At 50.7% G+C, this 23,833-nt stretch carries 19 protein-coding genes and 1 other annotated feature; of the genes, 3 read left to right on the top strand and 16 right to left on the bottom strand.

All coding sequences use genetic code 11. From position 1 onward, the window contains the following. Window positions 1-172 precede the first annotated feature (172 nt). From dnaK to gpr, 9 genes are all read right to left on the bottom strand, one after another. On the bottom strand, window positions 173-2,014 hold the full coding sequence (dnaK, locus tag H8B09_RS04085) for a molecular chaperone DnaK (RefSeq protein WP_191202174.1): 1,842 nt from the start codon (window positions 2,012-2,014) through the stop codon (window positions 173-175). A gap of 58 nt (window positions 2,015-2,072) precedes the next feature. Next, window positions 2,073-2,654 carry a nucleotide exchange factor GrpE gene (grpE, locus tag H8B09_RS04080; RefSeq protein WP_191202173.1) on the bottom strand — a complete coding sequence of 194 codons (582 nt, stop codon included), beginning with the start codon at window positions 2,652-2,654 and terminating at the stop codon, window positions 2,073-2,075. 213 nt (window positions 2,655-2,867) lie between these two features. After that, window positions 2,868-3,899, bottom strand: coding sequence for a heat-inducible transcriptional repressor HrcA (hrcA, locus tag H8B09_RS04075; protein WP_191202172.1), 1,032 nt, complete (start codon window positions 3,897-3,899; stop codon window positions 2,868-2,870). A 123-nt stretch (window positions 3,900-4,022) separates the two neighbouring features. Then, window positions 4,023-4,493, bottom strand: coding sequence for an N-acetyltransferase (locus H8B09_RS04070; protein ID WP_191202171.1), 471 nt, complete (start codon window positions 4,491-4,493; stop codon window positions 4,023-4,025). Window positions 4,494-4,586: 93 nt separating this feature from the next. Then, window positions 4,587-5,759: a radical SAM family heme chaperone HemW gene (gene hemW / locus H8B09_RS04065; RefSeq protein WP_191202170.1), complete on the bottom strand. Its 1,173-nt coding sequence runs from the start codon at window positions 5,757-5,759 to the stop codon at window positions 4,587-4,589. 383 nt (window positions 5,760-6,142) lie between these two features. Next, on the bottom strand, window positions 6,143-7,960 hold the full coding sequence (gene lepA / locus H8B09_RS04060) for a translation elongation factor 4 (RefSeq protein WP_191202169.1): 1,818 nt from the start codon (window positions 7,958-7,960) through the stop codon (window positions 6,143-6,145). A gap of 77 nt (window positions 7,961-8,037) precedes the next feature. Next, window positions 8,038-8,448 (bottom strand): hypothetical protein, encoded by a 411-nt coding sequence (locus H8B09_RS04055; RefSeq protein WP_191202168.1) that lies wholly within the window; start codon window positions 8,446-8,448, stop codon window positions 8,038-8,040. Between the two features lie 24 nt (window positions 8,449-8,472). Beyond that, a complete protein-coding gene (gene spoIIP, locus H8B09_RS04050; protein ID WP_191202167.1) occupies window positions 8,473-9,783 on the bottom strand; it encodes a stage II sporulation protein P in 1,311 nt (436 codons plus the stop codon). Window positions 9,784-10,328: 545 nt separating this feature from the next. Beyond that, a complete protein-coding gene (gene gpr / locus H8B09_RS04045) occupies window positions 10,329-11,336 on the bottom strand; it encodes a GPR endopeptidase (protein ID WP_191202166.1) in 1,008 nt (335 codons plus the stop codon). Between the two features lie 223 nt (window positions 11,337-11,559). Between gpr and rpsT the strand changes: the two genes are divergently transcribed. Beyond that, complete coding sequence (gene rpsT / locus H8B09_RS04040; protein ID WP_191202165.1) at window positions 11,560-11,832, top strand: 30S ribosomal protein S20; 273 nt, start codon at window positions 11,560-11,562, stop codon at window positions 11,830-11,832. A gap of 172 nt (window positions 11,833-12,004) precedes the next feature. Here the strand turns inward: rpsT and holA are convergent, their stop codons facing one another. From holA to H8B09_RS04010, 6 genes are all read right to left on the bottom strand, one after another. After that, window positions 12,005-13,045, bottom strand: coding sequence for a DNA polymerase III subunit delta (gene holA, locus H8B09_RS04035; protein WP_191202164.1), 1,041 nt, complete (start codon window positions 13,043-13,045; stop codon window positions 12,005-12,007). Between the two features lie 231 nt (window positions 13,046-13,276). After that, window positions 13,277-14,383: an anti-sigma factor family protein gene (locus H8B09_RS04030; RefSeq protein ID WP_191202163.1), complete on the bottom strand. Its 1,107-nt coding sequence runs from the start codon at window positions 14,381-14,383 to the stop codon at window positions 13,277-13,279. Then, window positions 14,380-14,928 (bottom strand): RNA polymerase sigma factor, encoded by a 549-nt coding sequence (locus H8B09_RS04025; protein ID WP_191202162.1) that lies wholly within the window; start codon window positions 14,926-14,928, stop codon window positions 14,380-14,382. Before H8B09_RS04025 ends, H8B09_RS04030 begins: the two co-directional genes overlap by 4 nt. Before the next feature lie 187 nt (window positions 14,929-15,115). Continuing rightward, window positions 15,116-17,764 carry a ComEC/Rec2 family competence protein gene (locus tag H8B09_RS04020; RefSeq protein ID WP_191202161.1) on the bottom strand — a complete coding sequence of 883 codons (2,649 nt, stop codon included), beginning with the start codon at window positions 17,762-17,764 and terminating at the stop codon, window positions 15,116-15,118. Between the two features lie 94 nt (window positions 17,765-17,858). Beyond that, entirely contained in the window at window positions 17,859-18,389 is a 531-nt protein-coding gene (locus H8B09_RS04015; RefSeq protein WP_191202160.1) for a deoxycytidylate deaminase, read from the bottom strand. 78 nt (window positions 18,390-18,467) lie between these two features. Beyond that, window positions 18,468-19,073, bottom strand: a complete 606-nt coding sequence (locus H8B09_RS04010) for a ComEA family DNA-binding protein (protein ID WP_191202159.1) — start codon at window positions 19,071-19,073, stop codon at window positions 18,468-18,470. A 128-nt stretch (window positions 19,074-19,201) separates the two neighbouring features. Here H8B09_RS04010 and comER point away from each other — a divergent pair, with 128 nt between their 5' ends. Beyond that, entirely contained in the window at window positions 19,202-20,041 is an 840-nt protein-coding gene (gene comER, locus H8B09_RS04005; RefSeq protein ID WP_191202158.1) for a late competence protein ComER, read from the top strand. A 109-nt stretch (window positions 20,042-20,150) separates the two neighbouring features. Here comER and leuS read toward each other — a convergent pair whose 3' ends face one another. After that, on the bottom strand, window positions 20,151-22,592 hold the full coding sequence (gene leuS / locus H8B09_RS04000) for a leucine--tRNA ligase (RefSeq protein ID WP_191202157.1): 2,442 nt from the start codon (window positions 22,590-22,592) through the stop codon (window positions 20,151-20,153). 116 nt (window positions 22,593-22,708) lie between these two features. Then, window positions 22,709-22,943: a binding site (T-box leader), on the bottom strand. A 277-nt stretch (window positions 22,944-23,220) separates the two neighbouring features. On the opposite strand from leuS, the gene H8B09_RS03995 reads away from it, so the two are divergent. Then, the gene (locus H8B09_RS03995; protein ID WP_191202156.1) at window positions 23,221-23,511 is read left to right on the top strand and encodes a hypothetical protein; all 291 of its coding nucleotides are present in this window, start codon (window positions 23,221-23,223) and stop codon (window positions 23,509-23,511) included. The last annotated feature ends 322 nt before the right edge of the window (window positions 23,512-23,833 follow it).

Below are 23,833 nucleotides of genomic sequence, written 5' to 3'. Positions count from 1 at the left end.
CCCCACGTTGTTCCCACATGCCAAAACGCTGCGCTGTACATAGACACAAGGATAGGTCAAAGCCAGGCCACGCCTGACTTTGACCTATCTTCTGCGATCGCAAACGGTCGAATCATTAAATCCAAGAAGAGTTCATCATACTCGAAGCGAAGTACTTCGATCGATGTTTTTATTATTTCTTGTCGTCGACAACTTCGTAATCCGCGTCTACAACATTATCTTTGTTAGGGCCCGCATCGCCAGCTGCACCTTCTGGTCCTTCTTGGCCAGCTTGTGCTCCGCCAGCTTGCTCATAAAGCTTAACGGACAGCGCTTGAACCACTTGCGTCAGCTCTTCGACTGCAGCATTGATTTGCTCCAGATCATCGCTTTCAACCGCTTTTTTCACTTTTTCTTTTGCTTCTTCAGCTTTTGCGATTTCGCCTGCATCTACTTTATCGCCAAGATCTTTCAGCGTTTTGTCTACCGAGTAGATGAGCTGGTCTGCGTTGTTCTTCGCTTCAACGAGGTCGCGGCGCTTCTTATCTTCTTCAGCGTGCAGCTCAGCGTCTTTCATCATACGTTCAACTTCATCATCGCTCAAACCGCTCGACGAAGTGATCGTAATTTTCTGGCTCTTGCCCGTACCTTTGTCGAGAGCCGATACGTTAACGATACCGTTGGCATCGATGTCGAATGTAACTTCGATTTGTGGCACGCCACGTGGAGCCAGTGGAATGTCTCCGAGCGTAAAGCGGCCCAGCGTTTTGTTGCCAGCAGCCATCTGGCGCTCGCCTTGCAGGACGTGAATTTCAACGCTTGGCTGGCTATCAGCATACGTCGAGAACACTTGGGATTTGCTTGTAGGAATCGTCGTGTTGCGGTCGATCATCTTCGTGAACACGCCGCCTGCAGTTTCGATACCGAGCGACAATGGCGTTACGTCGAGCAATACGACGTCTTTAACGTCACCTGTCAGGACGCCCGCTTGAACGGCAGCACCAAGTGCTACGACTTCGTCTGGGTTAACGCCTTTGTGAGGCTCCTTGCCGATCAGCTTCTTGATTGCTTCTTGAACGGCTGGAATACGAGTCGAACCGCCAACGAGCACAACTTTATCAATGCCGGATGACGTCAGGCCTGCGTCATTGAGTGCTTGGCGTGTAGGTGCCAGCGTACGCTCAACGAGTTCAGCCGAGATCTCTTCGAATTTCGCACGAGTCAGGTTGAGCTCCAAGTGCTGCGGAACGCCGTCAACCATCGTGATGAATGGAAGCGAGATCGTCGTCGTCAGAACGCCGGACAGTTCTTTCTTCGCTTTCTCAGCTGCATCTTTCAGACGTTGTACTGCACCTTTGTCCTTGGACAGGTCTGTACCATGCTCTTTGCGGAATTCCGCTACGAGATAGTCGATGATCACTTGGTCGAAGTCGTCGCCGCCAAGTTTGTTGTCGCCGCTCGTTGCTTTAACTTCGAAGAAGCCGTCGCCAAGCTCGAGGATGGATACGTCAAACGTACCGCCGCCGAGGTCATAAACGAGGATTGTTTGATCTTCTGTTTTCTCAAGGCCGTAAGCAAGAGCTGCAGCCGTTGGCTCGTTCACGATACGAAGAACTTCAAGACCAGCGATTTTGCCTGCGTCTTTCGTAGCTTGACGCTGGCTATCATTGAAGTAAGCAGGAACCGTAATAACGGCTTGCGTTACCGATTGGCCGAGGTATGCTTCAGCATCAGACTTCAGCTTCTGCAGAATAATAGCCGAAATTTCTTGCGCTGTGTATTCTTTGCCTTCAATTACTTCTTTATGGTTCGTACCCATATGACGCTTGATCGACATGATCGTACGGTCTGGGTTCGTAATCGCTTGACGTTTAGCTGTTTCACCGACGATACGCTCGCCGTCTTTCTTGAAGCCGACGACCGATGGCGTCGTGCGGTTGCCTTCCGGGTTCGGGATAACGACGGCTTCGCCGCCTTCCATAACTGCTACGCAGGAGTTTGTAGTACCAAGGTCAATACCGATTACTTTACTCATCGAAATAGCCTCCTCATTGTTCTTATCCATATATTCAAGCTTAATGTCATCAATGACATTAGCCGCTTACTTTCACCATTGCTGGACGAATAACTTTATCCTTCAGCATATAGCCCTTCTGCAGTTCTTCGAGGACGATGCCCTCTTCATGATCAGCAGATTGCTCTTGCATAACAGCCTGATGGAATTCAGGGTTGAATGGTTCGCCCACCGCTGCCATCGGCTTCAAGCCTTCTTGTTCGAGCACTTGGTTGAACTGACGCGATACCATATCGACGCCTTTGGACAACGCCTCGAAATCGTTATTCTGCTTCGCAGCAGAGATTGCACGTTCGAAGTTGTCGACAACCGGCAGAAGCTGCGTAATAAGCTTCATTGTTGCATATTGTGCAAGCTCCTCGCGTTCTTTCGTCGTACGACGACGGAAGTTGTCAAAGTCTGCTTGAGCTCTTAAGTATCGTTGTTGATGCTCCTCAACCTGACGTTCGAGCTCCGCGATGCGCGCATCGCTTGCCGATTGTCCTGCTTGTTGTTCGCTGTCCTGCTCAGCAGCAGATTCATTAGTATGTGTTTGCTGCTCTTCATTTTCGATGTTCGTCACAGTTGGTTGTTCCTCCATCGTTTGATCGTTCGCACTCATCTTGCTCACCTCCTTAAAGCAATTTGCTTCTTCTTAGAATTGACTACCTGTAAAACAAATTGCTTGCTTCGAAAGCATACGCTTAGCAATTTGTTTCTTCTTCGATTTAATTCCTATAAGCAGATTGATTCCTTCGTAAGCATACGCTTAACTTGCCCGTCTCGGACGAATCGATATGCACCTTGTCGATCCCGCCAGATCAGCGTTCCACCATCAAACGTACCAGCGGGACAGCAATGCAGCCATATCTCTCGACACGACATCCAGTAATCCGATGACCTTCGCATAATCCATGCGAGTAGGACCTAAGATACCTATCGTACCAAGCGATTGCCCGTTCACGGCATAAGTAGCTGTAATTACACTGCAATCATTGATTGCCGCATGCTTGTTCTCAGTACCAATCCGCACTTGAATGCCTGACTGCGTTGACGACAACATCTTGGATAACGTCGGCGTCTCTTCTAATAGATCAAGTATCGTCTTCACCTTGTCGACGTCCTTGAACTCAGGCTGTGTCAGCATATTCGTCGCACCACCGAGGAACACGCGATGCTCATGCTCATCAACAACAGGCAGTGCATGATCCAGCATGCTCAAAACCTGCTCATAATGGTCAACATAACGGCTTAGCTCATCGCCAATCTCCGAATACAGCTTCGACGTTACGCGCATCATCGGGATACCCGCCAGCTTGGCATTTAGAATATTAACCGTCTTCTCCAGATCCGTAACACTGACGCCTGGCGGCAGCGAAATCATCCGATTCTCAACATGTCCCGTGCTCGTTACGACGATAGCAACAGCTGTCTCAGCATTGAGCGGAACGAGTTGAAAATGCTTCAAAGAATGATTAATCGATTCAGGCCCTAACGCAATAGAAGTGTAATTCGTCATATTCGCCAAAATGTTTGCCGCTTGCTGCAAAATTTGCTCGCGCTCTGTCATTCGTTCCGCAAAATAAGAGCGGAATTTGGTCATTTCCGTCGGGCTGGCGCCACCTAGTTGTATCAAATGATCGACATAGTAACGATAGCCTTTAATGGAGGGAACACGTCCTGCGGACGTATGCGGCTGCTCCAGAAAACCAAGTTCTTCAAGATCCGACATTTCGTTGCGAATGGTCGCCGGGCTAAAGCCGACATCGCTTCGCTTCGAAATGCTGCGTGACCCTACGGGCTCGGCAGAACGTATATAATCGTCTACTATGGCGTTCAATATCATTCGTTGTCGATCCGTTAACATAACCGAAACCCTCCTCTTGATTTTCCGGCAGAACATTTGCTTCCCGCCTAACCGTTAGCACTCATTGTCGTCGAGTGCTAATCGTCAATACAAAAATACCAAACCAACTTGACGATTGTCAAGTCAGTTCAGTACTTTGAGTACAGCTATTTCGTCGCAATTGTGCTGCTTAGGGCAGTTCACACAATCGGCCCATACTTTTTCCGGGAAAATCTCTTTATTCACAACTTCAAAGCCGTTCTTCACGAAAAATTGATCTGCATACGTGAGCGCCATAACTCTCGTGAGTCCCTGTTCCTTAGCCATCTCAAGCAGCTTATCGACTAGCTTGCTTCCGATACCAAGCCCTTTGTATCCATCCGTCATGCCTAGCGAACGAATCTCAACCAGATCTTTGCCGAGCTGGCACAACGACCCGCAGCCGACAACCTCGTCGTCTACCTCTGCAATAACGAAGGAGCCGATCGCTCTAGCGAGCGCTTCGCGGCTTCGCGGCAGCATAATTCCTTTCTCTGCGTAGCCTTGTATAAGATGGTACAGTACGTCAACATCCTCTGCAGCCGCCGGTCTGCAAACTACAACCGCTTGCTTCACGTTCGTCCCCCCGTTTCGTCGTCATATAAAACAATATGAATAAATATACATCGAAACGAATGAATGTTCAATAGAGAATTTAATGTTTTTCAACTATTCGGAAGCGACCGGAAGCACCCCAATAAAAGCGCCGAAAACCTCGTTCCCAAGCGGAATCCCTTTCTCCGTTAGACGGTAGCCTCCATTGCTAGGAATCGCCTCTAGCAGGCCGTCTCGTACAAGACGATCAAGCTGCTCGCCGAATACTCCCTCCATCGTATGGCCAGGGAATTGACGACCGAATGATTCCGCATTAACGCCTTGCAGGAGACGCAGGCCAACCATCATGAAATCTTCCATCGCTTCCGCATCGGAAATCTGATTCGTATCCAGACGCGGCAGACGTTTGTTAGCGGCATCGATATAAGGCTGGACGCCTTTAATGTTAAGATGACGCTCACCACGCGCATAACCATGAGCACCTGCGCCGAGTCCATAGTACGGCTCATTGCGCCAGTAGGTGGAATTGTGTCGGCTCTCTTTACCCGGAAGAGCGAAATTGCTGATCTCATAATGCTTGTAGCCAGCTGCATTAAGCTTATTCATAACGACCAAGAACATCGCGAGCTCTTCATCCTCTGTCGGAAGAGGCAGTTCATTGCGCTCATACAGCTTATGGAATAGCGTATTCTCCTCGACCTTCAAGCTATACAGCGAATAGTGGGTCAGGTCAAGTTGAAGCGCCTTGTCTACGCTGTCGGACAACTGCTCAACGGTCTGCTTCGGCAAACCAAACATCAAGTCGATCGACAAGTTGGTAAAACCAACTTTCTTCGCATTCTCGATGCTGCGATATACATCAGCCGTATTATGGATGCGGCCGATCCGCTCCAGCAATCCATTATCGAAAGATTGCACGCCAAAGCTAATTCGGTTAACGCCGCCTTCTATCATCGCGGTGAGCTTATCGATATCCGTCGTGCCCGGATTTGCTTCCATCGAGAACTCCACGTTCGGAGACAGCGGGAAATGACGACGCACAGATTCCAAGAATCGCTGCATCTGTGGAGGTGTAAGAACAGTCGGCGTACCGCCGCCAACGAATACGGTATCGATTATCTCTGGCGGAAGCGCCTCTACCGTCTGTTTCATCTCGGATTCCAGCGCATCCAGATAGGCATCGACCGGCTGCCCTTTCAATACGAAGGAGTTGAAATCGCAGTAGTGACATTTGTTCGTGCAGAATGGGATATGAATGTAAAGCGCTCGTGGCGCGTGCATAAGCATTGGGCCTTCGCCCTCCTTGCTGGACCTCTCTTGAATAGGCTGATGCCTATAAGGCCCTCTAATGAGAAAACCTCTATCGAGGCCATTCGAAGATGAGCGACCTACAGCTTTGCGGAGCAAAGCAGCTTCGTAAGCATGAGGTAGGTTTTATCGAAATATAAGACTGCATAAGTTTTCAACTTATATGTGAGCTTATATTTCACCGGAATGAAACTCACTGCGCCGTTCAAAGACGGCAACAGCCGTTTCACCCTCGCCAATAAGAATTTGTTCTTTCGAGAGACTCGAAAACTAATAAATTCTTATGCGGTAAGTGAAAAGACAGGAAGAGCAGCGCCCTCCCTGTCCATACATTACTGCATGAGCGACTGCGAGCAGTCGGCTTAGTCCTCGTCGATCTTGAGTACTGCCATGAATGCTTCCTGCGGAACTTCGACGCTGCCGACCTGCTTCATGCGCTTCTTGCCTTCCTTCTGCTTCTCGAGAAGCTTCCGTTTACGGCTAATGTCGCCGCCGTAGCACTTCGCGAGTACGTTCTTCCGCATCGCCTTAACGGTCTCGCGGGCGATAACTTTCGTACCGATCGATGCTTGGATCGGAACCTCGAACATCTGGCGAGGGATAAGCTCGCGCATCTTCTCGCAGATAATACGGCCGCGGTTATACGCACGTTCGCGGTGAACGATGATGGACAAGGCGTCGACCTGTTCGCCATTAAGCATAATATCCATCTTCACCAGATTCGATTGGCGATAACCCAGCATCTCGTAATCGAATGATGCATAACCTTTCGTACGAGACTTCAATTGATCGAAGAAGTCATAAACAATCTCGGACAATGGCATCTCGTACGTAAGCGTAACACGGTTTGTATCCAGATACTCCATGTTTACGTATTCGCCGCGCTTGCCTTGGCACAGTTCCATAATCGTGCCGACATAATCATTCGGTACAATTATGGAAGCTTTCACGTAAGGTTCTTCGACGTACTCGATCTTGCCGACCTCTGGGTAGTTCGACGGGTTATCAATTCGCAGCACTTCGCCGTTCGTCAGCGTAACGTGATACACTACGCTCGGTGCCGTCGTAATAAGCGGGATGTTGAACTCGCGTTCAATTCGTTCTTGAATAACTTCCATGTGCAAGAGGCCAAGGAATCCGCATCGGAAACCGAAACCAAGCGCTGTCGACGTCTCTGGCTCGTATTGGAGCGACGAGTCGTTAAGTTCAAGCTTCTCAAGCGCTTCACGAAGGTCGTTATAGTCTTGCGATTCAATCGGATACAGACCGCAGAATACCATCGGGTTAATCTTGCGGTAACCTGGCAGCGGTTCTTGTGCTGGACGCTTCGATTCCGTAATCGTATCGCCGACACGCGTATCTTTCACGTTCTTGATGCCGGCAACGACGAAGCCTACGTCGCCAACTGCCAGCTCATCAACCGTCGACATGCGAGGTTTGAACGCGCCAACCTCGATAACCTCAAATTCTGCGCCAGTTGCCATGAACCGAATTTTCTTACCTGCTTTGATGCTGCCATCCATAACGCGAACATAGACGATAACGCCTTTGTACGGGTCATAGTGAGAATCGAAGATGAGTGCCTTAAGCGGCTGGTCTGGATCGCCAGTTGGTGCTGGCACCTTCTGAACGACCTGCTCCAAAATCTCGCGAATACCGATGCCCGCCTTCGCGGATGCTAGAACGGCATCACTAGCATCGAGTCCGATAACATCCTCAATCTCCTGCTTTACCTTCTCCGGATCTGCGCTTGGAAGGTCAATCTTGTTGATGACCGGCAGAATCTCGAGGTTGCTGTCGAGTGCCAAATAAACGTTCGCCAGCGTCTGCGCTTCGATTCCTTGCGCCGCGTCAACGACGAGCAGCGCGCCTTCGCAGGCCGCCATGCTTCGCGATACTTCGTACGTAAAGTCGACGTGTCCCGGCGTATCGATAAGGTTCAGGATGTACTCCTCACCGTTATCCGCTTTGTAGCCGAGTCGAACGGCCTGCAGCTTTATCGTAATGCCCCGTTCCCGCTCGAGATCCATCTGGTCGAGCACTTGCTCTTGCATTTCACGCGTCGAGAGTGTTCCTGTGTATTCCAATATACGATCCGCCAATGTCGACTTACCGTGGTCGATATGAGCGATAATGGAAAAGTTTCTTATTTTCTTCTGTCGTTCGCGAACGTCCGCCATGCGTAACCCCCACACTGTCTAAGTGCTAACTATCCCGTTAATTATAGCAGTATTGAGGCCAAGCGGCAACGGATGGCTCAATCCATTATGCCGTCGAACATCGAAACGAACAATTTGATGCTGCCGCTCGACACGGACTGCAGAACGCCTGCCGCTCCGTCCGCAAGCTTATTCACCGTCGGTTCGCTTGTATCATAGGGGACACCAGGCAGCCTTTCATTACCGTTGTAACCATCACGGTTCGAATTGACCGATTCATTCGTACCTTTTGTGTATTCTTCATCTCTTGATGACGTATTCCGCTCCACTGTCGTATTCGTCGCTTCAGGAGTTAACTGATTGCCACCATTGACCGCCGGCGCCTGAACATCAGCGCCGACAGGTCCGTACACATTGCGGATTCCATTATCCGCCGAATCAATCCCATATACGATCAGCAAGGCGATGGCGCCGCCTGCTAGCGCCCATTTCCATCCGTCACGCTTCATATCGCGCACCTTCCTTCTATATCATCAGCTTTCCTTCGGCGCGGATACTTTCTCTGAATCGCCCCAATAAAGGTCAGCGACAACTTCTGCCAGTGCATCCGCCGTTCGATACGATTCTTCCAACGTGTTGTCAACACCGCCAACCTCGATCAACAAGCTTCCCGTAGACAACGATTGATTGTATTCGCCGTTGCCTTCCTTCGACGTCTTACCCCAGATCCCACGGGATATGCCTGGATATTTGGCCTCCAGCCCCTTCTGAATCTCGGTTGCCAGCTTCTCGTTCTGACGCCAATTCGGATTCTCCTGACCAATTATGAAGAATACCTGCGCATAGTCTTTGCCGTTAATCGTCGTTGTCGTATATTTGCGTTTCTGAGAATCGCGATGAATATCGAATATATATTTCAGTTCGTTGTTAGCAGCTAACGCATCTTTTACAATTTGTCGTGAATATTTGTAGGATTGCACCCATTTATAATTCTTGATCATAGTCGGGTAGTCATAATCGGAATCCGATGCGCCGATACCGCGTTCCGCAAGCTTCGATGCCATACGTTTGCCGACAAGCGTAATGTTCTGCTTGGTTGAAGTCGGATCATTGCTCTTGCCGCCTACGATCGGGAACCAAGATTCGCGATTGTGAGAGTGATAGATAAACACAACTTGATTATCTGTCGAATTGGCAGGCGGATTGGAATCATCGGATGGCGGCGTCTGCGAATCATCCTTGCCGCCAGGCTCAGTCGTATCGGGAACCGTTGTATCCGGCGCATTATCGGTTTCATCTGGAACCGGGTCGTGGGAATCAGGGACAGTTGAGCCTGTGCCTGTACCAGTGCCCGCATTACTACTAGAGCCTGAAGACGTGTTGTCAGGAAGCGGCGGATGATCTTCTGGCCCGATCGCCGTTTCATTGCCTGACCCTTTGCGAATAAGGAAAGGCTCGTCCGTCGAAAGACCTGGCATCTCCCGAGCGAGCAAACTTTGCGGATTGTTCGGATTAATATCCGTCACGAGTTGCAGCAGAAATGCGCTTACCTGCTTCGTCGACAGCACGCTGTCCGTTGAATCTTTATGCTCGGATGTGAATGCCGGCACTTCCATTTCTAGCATATCCGAGAACATCGTTCCGGAAACGTTCGCCGCGAAACCTTTCATCGTTGACACAGGCGATGCCGCCGTACGTTGATGGATCATATCTCCGAGACCAATTGCAACAAAAAATGCCATAGAACTGACCGACATGATTGCGAATGTGCGGCCCGTTACGAGCAGATTCCTCCATTTGCGGCTTCCTCTGCTCCAGTTAAACGTTACGATCATTCGTTTCATTGCTGCCCATCCTCCCTATCCTATCTTTCCGATCATAGCTTGATACTAGCCTATGAGAATAAGAGAAATGATAGAACCAACTATTCGATAGGGAGGTTTACAACCTAGTGAAAGACTTCTACCCACCCAAACCCTCCCTGCAAGGGAGGGCCCCAAAGGTCGTGTGACCTCTGGACATCTCACAAGGACGCTGCTTTGTTAACTTTGGAACGTGTGCCCGCACATGCCGCATCCTCGGCAAAGCTAATGGTTTGTTGTATATAGTGACGTTATGTCGACCGCACAATTAGTTCGTACATATCCACCTGTCACCGCCCATTAAAGTTACAGTCGATTAGGTGCAGCATACTAAACCGAACATACTAGAGTGAATTGAGAGACGGAACCTATGTTGCTGCGTGCTAGGAGTCGCGTGCCCTGTGGGGCACACCTACTTTCGAACATACTAGGAGGGTAAAAAAGCGTGTTAATAGACGAGGCTTACTTCGAACAAAAAAAAGAGAGACGCTTGTATGCGCCCCTCTTTATGCGAGATTAGTTTATCGTTAATGCGTATACGCAGCTACGTTCGACGTGTCCACGGCGTCGTGCAGAGAGGCATTCAAGCCGCTCGCGATAATGTTGGCGATATCTTCGATGAACTGGTCGATTTCTTTGGGCGTGACGATCAGATCGTGCCCCAGCGGCTGAAGCACTTCGCGAACGAGTTGAAGCCGCTCGGTCTCTTCCATTTTGTGCATCAACCCCATTACTTGCGATCCTGCGTCGCTCGTATGCTTCGCCAGATGTTCCTCCAGCATGCGTAAACTATCGTTTACTATATTGGAAGCGAAAACGACAGTCGGTACGCCGATGGCAACGACCGGTACGCCAAGGATTTCTCTTGTCAGCCCTTTGCGCTTGTTACCGATGCCAGAGCCCGGGTGAATGCCAGTATCTGCAATTTGGATCGTCGTATTCACCCGCTCCAACGCCTTCGATGCAAGTGCGTCGATGGCAATGACTGCATCCGGTTTCGTCTTCTCAACGATGCCAAGCACGATTTCGCTCGATTCAATGCCGGTAATGCCAAGCACGCCTGGCGCTACTGCGCTCACTTGCCGATAACCCGGCGACACTTGATCCGGCATAAGCTCGAAAAATTGCCTTGTAACCATCACGTTCTCAACAACAAGTGGTCCAAGCGCGTCGGGCGTAACGTTCCAGTTGCCTAAACCAACGATTAGAATTTTGGCTGTCTTGCCAATGCCAGCACGTTCGAGGAAGGCTTCGAACTCCTGTGCGAATTTCGTTGCCACTTTATCCTGAAGCGTCGTATCGCCTTTCCGCAAATCCGGCACTTCCAGTGTGACGTAACGGCCTGGCATTTTGCCAATTGCTCGTGAGCCTTGCTCCGTTTCGACGTGAACGCGAGATATCTTGATGCCGTCCTCGTCTGTAAGATCGGAGTGGACGCCCGGGATTGGACCTCCGTTAGCTGTTTCCGCCATTTCCTTCGCTTCCAGAGCGAGATCGGTACGAACGTCAAATTGACGCAAATCGAGTTGATCCATGCGCATGACCATCCCTTTCCTTCTTTGCCTTTAGTGTGCGATGGCGAAGTACGTTCTATGCGGTTCAAGCGTAATGCGATATAATGGATGAACTGTGGCAGGTAAGCGACACTATCCGTTTTACATCATGCGTTGCTATTGCTTTTTGGGCTTGCCCGTGATAAGATATTTTAAGTTGTGTTGCAGTATTGGGTTTTTTCCCTTTTTACAGGAGGTGAATGTGATGCCAAACATTAAATCCGCTATCAAACGCGTAAAAACAAGCGAGAAACGTCGCGCTCTGAACGCTTCGCAAAAATCCGCACTTCGCACGGCCGTTAAATCTGCTGACCAAGCTATCGCTGGCACAGACGTAGCAGCTGCTAAAGCAGCACTCGTCGCAGCTACGAAGAAGCTGGATAAAGCAGCAACTAAAGGCCTGATTCATAAAAATGCGGCTGCCCGCAAGAAATCCCGTCTGGCGAAAAAGCTGAATGCCCTTTCGGCACAAGCTTAATGAACGACGGCACCAAGTTCCTCGGAACTTGGTGCCGTTTTTTCATTTGAGCTGATATTCCACGTCCGTTAGAAAGCTGTATGGCGAGATCCTACATAAGGGTTTACTTATTGACGAAATCCCACATTCAATGAAAGAAGACTGCGCGCCGAGGCACGCAGTCTTCTTTCATTCATTTGCTATTCATTACGCCGAACGAGAGCAGAAACAGCTCAAGTCCAAGCGTCTTGTCCACTTGGCCCGTCTTCATACGGTAGTCGAGCTCCGCGAGCTCAGACAGGCTGTCGCCCAGTCGCTGCGTCGATAATCTAGACGACTTCTCTGCAGCCAGTTTCACGCGGAACGGATGAATGCTTAGATGCGAAGCAATCTGCTGCGGCGAATACTGCTGCGCCGACAGCTCCTTGACCTGGAGCATAAGGCGCAGCTGCGAAGCAAGCAGCGCAGCGATCTTGATCGGCTCTTCCCTGCGGAGGAGCAAATCCCGATATAAATTTAGCGCCTTATCTTTCTGCATGCTTGCAATGGCATCGATAAGCGAGAATACATCCTCTTCGACGGTCGAAGCAGTCAACAGCTCGACGCTCGTAACATCGATCGTTCCGCCCTCTCCCGCATACAGGCACAGCTTATCCGTTTCTTGAGCTAACTGTTGAAGTCGCGTGCCTGTACGCGTCACGAGCAGCTCTGCTGCATCATCTTTCATCGTACGGCCTTGTTCCGCTGCCCGGCGCGTTACCCATCTGCGAAGCTCAGGACCGTCCAGCTCATTGAAGCTGACGAGCGCCCCTTGTTCCTTCAGCCGCTTAACTAACTTCCGACGCTCGTCAAGCTTGTCTGCATATACCATGAACAACACAATCGTCGACTCCATCGGCTGTTCGATATATTCAAGCATCCGCTCAGCGCGATGCTCAATCTTGCCTTCCTTCGTTCCTGCACCTGCAGCAGCCAGCACCGAGGCGTCCCGTATGATGATCAGCTTCTTATCCACGAAGAAAGGAAGCGTCTCAGCCTCTGCAGCCGCTTCCTCGATAGCCGTCTCGGACGTATCAAACTTAACGATGCCGAGTTCCCGTTCCTCGCGGTTGAACAGCTTGTCCGCTAACATCGAAGAGAACTGCTCCATCCGATAACGATCGCTGCCGTACGCGACATAAACAGGCCTGAGTTTGCCGCTCTTCAGTTCCTTCAAAGCTTCTGTTGTTTCCATTGGCGCCTCCCCAGCTGAACATGAGCAAACCTAACACTTCTTATGTAGTCAACAAAGGGATGGAGCATTGATCTCCATCCCTTTGTCCCTGAACATCTATATAAACATCAGCCGTGCAGGTCCATGGCACCTGCCGCGGTGATGGTCATACGACGTCAAGGTAACCGTCGCTGACGCCTTCTATATACTATACGCAAGGCCATCAGCATGTGTGCCGATTCGTTTATCGTTTTACTGCTTCTCCACAGACCAGTCTTTCGTATTGATCTTATAACGAGTCGTGTTGCCATCTTGATCCTTCACGACGAAGAACAACGACACGCTGTCATCCGACCACGTCAGGCTGCCGATCTCGCCTGTAAATTTGCCGCTATCGAGCAGCACCGTTCCTTCTTGGACCGAATAAACGAATACCGCTTGATCGACAATGGCTGTAGATAATTTACCATTCGGAGAAACCAATACGTTCGAAATATCGGCATCCTGGGAATTGCCTGTGCTCGTAATCGCCATTGGCTCCCCGTATTGATCCTTTACGATCTGCGCCATGGAATCTTTCTTATCCAACGATTCCGATCCAGCAGTCCCCGTCGCATTCGCCACGTTCTTCGATTCATCCGCAATCGATTGCTTCGGCGGCGCAACCTCATACTCATTCGTTACGCTTGTATCGGCCGGCAAATCGGCATATGGCGATTGAACCGAGTATTTCTGGGCTGCATCCGGATCTGACGTACTGGCCTGATTATCCGTCACGCTACGTCCATTCTCCTTCGCCGCACTCTTCGTTGAAACCTCCGGCGATTGAATATGAACTTTCTCTGAATCTGCCGCAGCGTCAGGTGCGCTCTCCGTAAAGCTAGCAGCAGAATCTGCTGTTGCAGTGGCCATATCCATCGATTTCAGTTCAGCCGTGTCACCAGACTTCGATGGCGTGACCGGATTAGCAAATACGAGTACGAGACCAACGACGATACCAGCTGTAACAACACCGCCAATGGCGGTCCACGATACGTTCCTCAGCCATCCGCCCTCGCGCTTTCTGGATGTTCTCCGGTTCGTTACGCCGGTTTCGGCAGGCTGATTCGGCTCAGCAACAGCCGCGCTAATCTCAGGAACAAGCTGATCAAGCTGAGGCATAATTGCATCAACCAGACTGAAGGCTGGAACAACCTTCGGCAAGTTCTCTAACTCAAGAGACAATCGCTTAAGCCGTTCGAACGTATCCGCGCAGTCGGAGCAATGCCGTATATGTGCGAATAGCACTTCAGCCTCATGATCTTCGAGATCATGATCCAGCTGCCTCTGCATATATGCCATCACCTCTTGACAATTCATCCGCGGACACCTCCTTGTTGATATTCATGAAGTAGCGACTGCAGCTGTTGTCTTGCTCTAAATAGATAGGATTTGACCGTATTGAGCGGCAAATTAAGGGAATCTGCTATCTCATTGTATGAAAAATCCTGCAAATAGCGCAGAACGACAACAGCGCGATGATGTGACGGAAGCATCTCAATCGCCTGTCGTATATCTTGTGCTGTAAAAGTCGACAGCACTTCATCTTCGACGTTCGACTTCTCATGGAACACAAGATCGTGCTCCTCGACAGAGACCGTCGGCTTGTTCCGTCTAAACTTGTCGATACATATGTTCGTTACAATGCGCTGAATCCACGTCTTGAATTGCGCTTTCTCTTCGTAAGAATTGATTTTGGTATAAATGCGGATCAGTGCTTCTTGCGCGGCGTCCATCGCATCCTGCTCATTATTCAGTATATAGTAGGCTGTCCGATACACATGGGTTTCAATCTCGCGCAATAAGGTGATGAGAGCGTCGCGATCGCCCGATTGAGCCGCTCTGATGAGACTAGGCTCCACCAATGAAGGTTCCCCCTCTCATACAACCTTATCGACGTCTTCACGGTTCCAAAGGTTGCACGCTTCCTAAAATTATATTAAAGAAATTCAAATTGAATTAGATTGGCCTATGACTTATCTACCAAACTAACCTTTAGAATAACAGAAAAAGAGGTCGTCGTACATAGTAAGGATTTACAGTATATTACAGCTAGTCCTTCCACTTGTGCCTGCTCCAACGAATCGACAGTTCGCCATCCGGCTTCACCGCGAAGTCTGTCTCCCCGTCCCGATCTGTGCGCCACACCGTAACATCTGCATGGTCAAGCCGTTCCAGCGTCTCTGCATTAGGATGGCGGTACAAATTATCTTTACCAACCGAGATGACTGCGTAAACAGGCTTCCAATAAGACAACCATTCCGAGGTTGTCGAGCCTTTGCTTCCATGGTGTGCGACTTTCAGCACATCAAGACAATATTTATTTTTTGTCGAAAATGATGTCTTCATGGAAAAATCTCTTGTACATGCACTCGAATCAGCAAAATGATCTACCATCATTCGTTCGGATGCCTTACCGATATCACCGGTCAGCAGAAACGTTCTGCCGTATAACGTGAGCAGAAACGCAACGCTGCTTTCGTTCTGATCGCCAACTTCACGCAGCCGCGCTGCAGACATCGATGCTTCTGGCCACAATACATGAAGCGAAGCGCCATCATCAGGCTGCCAGTTCATACCCGCTGCCGCCTCGAACATCGGAATGCGAAGCTTCAGCGCGGTCTCCATTAGTTTAACTGCATCCTCCGAATGTTTAACCGTGCCATTCCACCAAATCCTTCGAACGGGAATCGATTCGATAACCGCTTGCAACCCGCCAATATGATCGGAATCCAGATGCGTAATGACAAGCAAATCGATTGCATGCACTCCTCGCTGCTTCAGCAGCGGAACGAGCACCTTTCGCCCGACCTCGAACGGATCCTGTCTTACTTGCCATGCTTCCTTCTTTTTGCCAAAAGCTACCGTACCGCCGCCATCAACCAGCACATGCTTCCCGCTCCCCGTCCGAATGAGCAGCGAGTCGCCTTGACCGATATCCAGCATACTGAATTGTGCAGTTCGATCGAATGCATCCGGCATCCAAGCATAGCCTAGCAAGGCTGCAATCATCATAACGGATGCTGCCATGCCAGCAAGCTGTCGCTGACCGCTCAATGTTGTCCCTGCTTGTTCGCCGCCGCTATCGAGCGAGATTGTAATTGCGTCAACCGCTGAGGAAGCGGATGCCCTCTCCAAGTTCACTTGACGATAATTCGACCATTGTCTTGCAGCATGAAATCCGATTCCCATCGCCACGTACCATAATACGATCCACCAAATTGGCGGCTGTGCCCATACGGTTTGCCAGCCTCGCAGCTCTGCCGTATATTGTACGAGCATAAAGGTAAGCCCGTTCATCGTCTGTCCCGCAGCAGCAAGCCATTGACCGACCAAGGTCCAGATCGGCCCGAGCGCTAGCGATGCTGCGCCTAACGGCATGACAATGAAACTTATGAAGGGCACAAATACGAAATTAGCCGGAATCGACAGCGGATTCCACTGATTGAAGTAATAAATAGAGATTGGAAACGAGACAAACTGTGCGACTAACGTCACGACTACAAGATCAAGCAGTGCCTTCCCCTTGCGCCAGCGCGGCAGCAATGCACGTACGGGCGCAACACCTACAATCAGTCCCGCTGTTACGAGGTAAGACAGTTGAAAGCCGACATTGTGTATGTATGTGGGGTTCCATAACAGCATTAAGATAGCGGATGCGGATAAAAGGTGCAGTCCATCCTTCAGTCGATTCGCATAAGCAGCGAGCAAGCCAATGACCGCCATTAGCCCTGCGCGTACAACCGAGGGCGAAGCGCCGGATATAAGAACATAGAACGGTGTGAGCGCTGCCATCATAAGCAGAGCACGTTCACGCGGCACACGAATCAACCGAAGCAGCGCATGCACGACATAGAGAAAGACAGCAACATGCAACCCCGATATCGCTAATATATGCGTAAGTCCGAGCGCTGAAAACCGTCTGAACACCTCGGGATTCATATCGTCGCTGTTGCCAAGAACAAGCCCTTTCATATAACCTGCTTGCTCCTCTGGATACAGTTCCTCCATCTTGGATCCGAGCCAGCTTCGGATTGCATCCATATGTCCTAGCATTGCCGCTATCGTATAGGGTGCACCCGGTGACACAGAAGCTTGTTCAGCCCCCTTGACACGCAGCAGCCAATAGATGTGATTCGTCGACTGCAAATAGGAGCGATAATTAAATCCACCTTCGTTCGAAGGACCAGAGGGCCGTTCGAGCACCCCTCTCACCTGCATATGCTCGCCGCGCCGCCAAGTATACGCCTTCCGCTGCTCTTCTTCAGTCAGCAGCTTTAATTGCACCTGTATACTCTCATTTATGATTCTCGGTGTTGTTTCGGCATTCACTAGTATCGATGCAGCTTGAAGCTGGAATTGCACACTGTCTCCATCCACCTGAATAGGAGATAGGATCATCCCTTCCACCTCTACTTCGAATGTAACAGGCGGATAGCTGCTTTGTGCCGTCTTCAACAGATCAGGCAAACCAGTTGCCCCTCGATAATCCGACCATGCTGCCCACGCGCTTCCGGCGCAGCATACAGCTAAACACAACACCGCTGCGCGGCTGGTTGACTCTTTCATCAATACGGCTGCTGTTAGCATGAGAATAAGTCCTCCACTCAGCAGCCACTTTACGAGCAACGGCTGGCTTGTGACAGCTATGCCGAGTGTCCAGCATACAGCGAGCCAGACGATTATTCTCCGATTGATCAAGTGCCATCCTCCTTGTCCGCAAGACACAAAAAAAACCTCTCGTACATCCCTTATGTGAAGGAGTGCACGAGAGGTTCTTCCTCTGTTAGTTTCGTTATGAGATGACCGAACGAGAAGTTTTCTCAGGCGGTTCATATTGGTCGATTGTTCGAAAAATAATGCCTTTGCTCCGCATCAAAGTCTCTACCTTCTCGCTGTCCTTCGGATATGGCCGATGGAACACGATCTCGCGGATGCCGCTGTTGGCGAGCATATTCGCGCAAGTCCAGCACGGTTGATCGGTTACATAAACGGTTGAACCTTCACGATCGTTCCGGTCAGTGAATAATAACAAATTTTGCTCTGCATGGATCGTTCGGATGCAGCGCTCTTTCTTCACCATTGCCTCTACGCCGTCCACGATATCCATCGCATATTCCTCGACGATCATACAACCGGCTTCCAGACAATCTTCTACACCCATTGGGGCGCCGTTGTAAGCCGTCCCTAACAGCTTCTTCCCTTGCACGAGCACCGCGCCGACATGCCGCCGATTGCAGCGGGATCTTGTAGCAACCATATAAGCGATATCCATGAAATACGTATCCCAGTCCTTACGGGATGCATCTTGATTAGCTTGTGTCATTCGTATATCGTCCTTTCCTTGCAGCCTCGCTCTCCCTAGGAGCCGATGCAACTGATGTTACCGTTTATTGTCGCATATTTATGGAAGAGCTACAACAGAGGCGCGCAGCTTCTCGATCATCTTCGCTCCGATGCCTTTCACACGGTCCAAATCATCAACCGACCGGAAAGGGCCGTTCGCCTCACGATCGGCAACGATTGCCGCAGCCTTCGCCGGTCCGATGCCCGGCAGCTCGTCTAATTGCTGAGCAGTGGCGTGATTGATGTCGATGCGCCCATCGGGAGCGGCGCTCACGACGGCGCTTGACTCTTCGGCAGCTGGAGCTGAAGGTGGTTGTGCTGTTTCAGGTAAACTGGCATTAGGAGCAGTCTGTGAAACAGCAATAGTTGCGACACTATTGTTTCCCGCTTGTTGAGAAGCATCTGCTCCGTTGGGTTTCGCGCTTGGGATTGCCGCATCAACAGGCGCAGCCGTTGCTCTTGCTGGCGATCCCGATGCTTCCTCCGTCAGCAACGCGTTAAGACTCTCATTCAATGGCTGCCAGCTGTCTTGTGTCCCCTGCTTCATCCGATAAACACCAAATCCAGCAAGCAATGCTCCAATACAACCAATCAAGATAGCTAGGCGCACCGGATGCGAGTGACGCGAGGATTCCGATCGAGCAAACATCGCTTTAACCTCCATTTCATTTTCTCCTAATCGCAGTTATAAAATAGCCGTCATGCTGGCCACGCTCTCCTGCATACAGTAGTAAGAGCATAAACGGGTCTTGCCGCCTAACGCTTGATCACAGTTGCAAGGGAGGGGTACCGATGAATGTCGGGTTTATCGGCACAGGCAGCATGGGCAGCCTGCTCATCGGCGCATTCATCACATCGGGCGCGCTCAAGCCATCACAGATCGCGGCGAGCAATCGGACAATTGCCAAGGTCGAAAGTTTGGCTATTCAATATCCAGGCTTACGGGTTAAAAGTACGAATGCAGATGCAGCACTAGGACGAGATATCGTCTTCTTGTGCATCAAACCACATGAGTTCCATTCCGTGCTCGCCGATCTTCGCGAGATCCTCCGTCCGAATCAGCTTGTCGTGTCGATTACGAGTCCGGTCATGCTGGCGCAGCTGGAAGACTGGCTGCCATGCAAAGCGGCCAAAGTCATTCCGAGCATCACTAACCATGTCGGCAGCGGAGCTACGCTCTGTATGTATGGAAGCCGTGTGACTGACAATGATCGCGAGCGTCTCGAGCAGCTTCTTCGCCATATCAGCGAACCAATCCGCATCGACGAGCAATACACACGAATTGTGTCTGACCTTTCGAGCTGCGGACCGGCATTTTTCGCCTTCTTCCTCCAGCGCTTCGTCGAGGCAGCCGTTGAAGAAACCGGCATCAGCTATGAAGATGCACTAGCTGTCGCGAGCGCAATGCTGCTCGGCACAGGTCGTTTGCTGACAGAAGGGAGCATGACGCCAGAGCAGATTCAAGAGCGTGTCGCCGTGCCTGGCGGGATTACAGCGAAGGCACTGGAACTGCTTAATCTGGACTGCGACGGCATGTTTAACCGCCTTATACGTACGACGCACGCCAAGTATAAAGAGGATGCTAGCAAAGTCGCTACCTCCCTATACGGCGAAGAGGTGAACGGCCAGTAACACGCTATGCTTTAGCGTGACGGGCCGCTCACCTCTTCAAGAGCGGATCATTGTCTGTTATAGGGTACGATCAAAAACCGGAACACAGTTATATTGAAGCGTACAGCGATTAGTTAGCTACGATGTTCACGAGTTTGCCTTTAACAGCAATTACTTTGCGAATCGTCTTGCCTTCAATCGCTTGCTTCACTTTGTCGAGCTCCTTCGCCAGGCGCTCCATTTCCTCTACGTCCGTGTCAGCAGCAATGCTGAGACGCTCCGCAATTTTGCCATTCACTTGGACGACGATTTCGACCTCTTGGTCGACTGTCCAAGCTTCCTCGTATGTTGGCCAAGCCACATAAGTAACGGACTCCGAATGACCCAGCTTCTCCCACAGCTCTTCCGCGATATGCGGCGCAAGCGGCGACAGCATCTGTGCAAAATGCTCCATTGCTTGGCGCGGCAGCTCTTCTGCCTTGTACGCATCGTTGACGAAGATCATCAACTGGCTGATCGCCGTGTTGAAACGCAGCGCTTCGAAGTCTTCCGTCACTTTCTTGATCGTACGGTGCCAAGTCCGTTTGAACGCGTCGCTGCCGTCCCCATCCGCAATCTTGGCATTCAGCGTTCCGTCTTCGTTTACAAACAGGCGCCATACGCGGCTCAAGAAGCGATACATGCCTTCTACGCCGCTGGTGTTCCAAGGCTTCGTTGCTTCCAACGGTCCCATGAACATTTCGTACATACGCAGCGTGTCGCCGCCGAACTCGTTAACAATAACGTCCGGGTTAATAACGTTGCCGCGCGACTTGGACATTTTCTCGTTGTTTGTGCCAAGAATCATGCCTTGGTTGACCAGCTTGTGGAACGGTTCCTTCGTATCGACTACGCCGAGATCGTACAATACTTTGTGCCAGAAGCGCGCATACAGCAAGTGGAGAACGGCATGTTCTGCGCCACCGATGTACAAGTCAACCGGCAGCCATTCGCGCTGCTTCTCCTTCGAGCAGATCTCATCGCTATTGTGCGGATCGATGAAGCGCAGGTAATACCAGCAGCTGCCTGCCCATTGCGGCATTGTGTTCGTCTCGCGGCGAGCTTTCATGCCCGTCTCCGGATCGATCGTCTCAACCCACTCCGTTACATTCGCCAGTGGAGATTCACCAGTGCCCGACGGCTTGATCGCATCGACATCAGGCAGCAGCAGCGGCAGCTCCGATTCCGGAACCGGCTTCATTGTGCCATCTTCGAGGTGCAGAATCGGGATTGGCTCGCCCCAGTAGCGTTGACGGCTGAACAGCCAGTCTCTCAGGCGGTAAGTCGTCTTGCCTTTACCTTTGCCCTCTTGCTCCAGATGAGCGATCATCTTCGCAATAGCTTCCTCATTGCCCAGTCCGTTCAAGAAACCGGAGTTAACGTGTTCACCTTCGCCCGTATAAGCTTCAGCTTGCACGTCTCCGCCTTTAAGCACTTCGACGATATTCAGGCCGAACTGCTTCGCGAACTCCCAGTCACGCGTATCGTGGCCTGGAACAGCCATGATTGCACCTGTGCCATAGCCAGCCAGTACATAGTCGGCGATCCAGATTGGAAGCTTCTCGCCGTTCACTGGATTCACTGCGTAAGCACCTGTGAATACGCCTGTTTTCTCCTTCGCAAGGTCAGTACGCTCGAGATCGCTCTTACGTGACGCCACCTCTTGGTAAGCCTCAACAGCCGCCTTCTGCTCGGCTGTCGTAATTGCAGCTACGAGCTCATGCTCTGGCGCCAGTACGCAGTACGTTGCACCAAACAACGTGTCAGGACGCGTCGTGAATACGACGAGCGACTCGCTGCTGCCGTCGATTGCGAACGCAACTTCCGCCCCCGTCGACTTGCCGATCCAGTTGCGTTGCATTTCTTTAATGCTTTCTGTCCAATCAAGCTCTTCGAGATCCTCGAGCAGACGTTCCGCATATTCCGTAATTTTCAATACCCATTGACGCATCGGCTTGCGGACCACTGGGTGGCCGCCGCGCTCACTCTTGCCGTCGATAACTTCTTCGTTCGCAAGAACCGTTCCGAGCGCTTCGCACCAGTTAACCGGAACTTCTGCAACGTAAGCGAGGCCCTTATTGTACAGCTGGATGAAAATCCACTGCGTCCATTTGTAGTAATCTGGATCCGTCGTGCTGAATTCACGGTCCCAATCATACGAGAAGCCGAGAGATTTGATCTGACGACGGAAGTTGTTAATATTCTTAACCGTAATTTCACGTGGATGCTCTCCCGTATCGAGCGCGTGCTGCTCCGCTGGCAGACCGAATGCATCCCAACCCATTGGATGGAGAACATTAAAGCCGCGCATCCGCTTATAGCGGGATACGATATCCGTTGCCGTATACCCTTCCGGGTGACCAACGTGGAGACCTGCGCCAGATGGATATGGGAACATATCTAATGCATAAAATTTCGGTTTGCCCGGATCCTCTTGGGTAGCAAACGTTTTGTTCGCATCCCAGAAGCGCTGCCACTTCGGCTCGATAACAAGCGGGTTATAGCCCTGTTGATTCTGATTGTCCTGACTCATAAAAAAACTTCTCCCTTCGCGACACTTTCCTTCATCCTAGGTAAATCCAAGCTCAAGAATAAGATTAGGACTTATCCTTCCTTGAATTAAAAAAACCTCCCGTCCCAGCGTATAACGCTAGGGACGAGAGGTTGTTATTCCCGTGGTACCACCCTAGTTAGCGCGGACGTGCTTCGTCCAATCGCTCACTCAATGCCCATAACGCGGGCGATTCGGCACTATGTAACAGGTATTCCTGATCCATCGTGCGGCTCCGAGGCGAGATTCTTCACGCGTCCGCACCGGCTTGCACCTACCGCCGGCTCTCTGCAGCGTACGTCTGCGAGTACTGCTCCTCATCTTGGCCTGTTGAATTGTTACTGTACAAGACCGATAAGTAATTGTACATATATAAAAAGATTATAGGAGAAGCCGCAGATGATGTCAACCAATGCAGAATCTGAATCACCGCACTTCCACACGAATGACTGTCGGATGAATAAATCGGACGATTTTGCGGCAAAATGATAGGTATGACCGATCAGGTACGAAGCAGCTTATCCAACAAATATGTACGTAATGATTGACAGCAGCTATAATATCAAGCTATTCTATCGTGTAGACCTTATATAGACAGGTGGTATGTGAAATGTCATTCAATCCGGTTATTATCGACATTGCCGACTCCGGGGATTACAACAACAAAGAAAAGATCTACCAGCTCATCGTAACGCTCGATGACTATTCGCGCACCCGCTTCTTCCTGAAGAAGGATCCGGAATGGCAGCTGGTCGACGTGGCTCGCTTATTGAATATTCCGTGCCCTGTATGTCGCAAAGATTACTACTGCAGCTGCATGAAACGCCATCTGCCTAGGCTTGAAGAGCAGTTCAAGGCGAAGATTGACAGCTATGCAGACCGCCTCAAGTTTATCGGTTAATGTGTAACTAGCGAATGCGACTAGCCCCGGTATCGCCAGGATGTCTCTTCCATATGGAAGGTGGATGTCTTGGCGTTAGCGGGGCTTTTTGCGTTATTCTACCCACCCAAACCCTCCCTGCAAGGGAGGGCCCCATGGGACTCCCGTCCCCTGGACCCCGGAAGGTGTCGTGGGATTGACAGAAGTGCGGGTTAGTTACTGCGTGCTAGGAGACGCGCGCCCCTGCGGGGCTCAGCTTTTGTTCGAGCATATTCCAATACCGTTGATAAGTATAATAGGAGCCGAATGCCTTACGCAGGCTTTCGTTCGAGCATTATAGTTT

This window comes from Paenibacillus terricola (assembly GCF_014779765.1).
GTDB lineage: Bacteria > Bacillota > Bacilli > Paenibacillales > Paenibacillaceae > Paenibacillus_T > Paenibacillus_T terricola.
The sequence above is the reverse complement of the archived record's forward strand: the minus strand, read 5'-3'. Positions and strand labels throughout refer to the sequence as shown.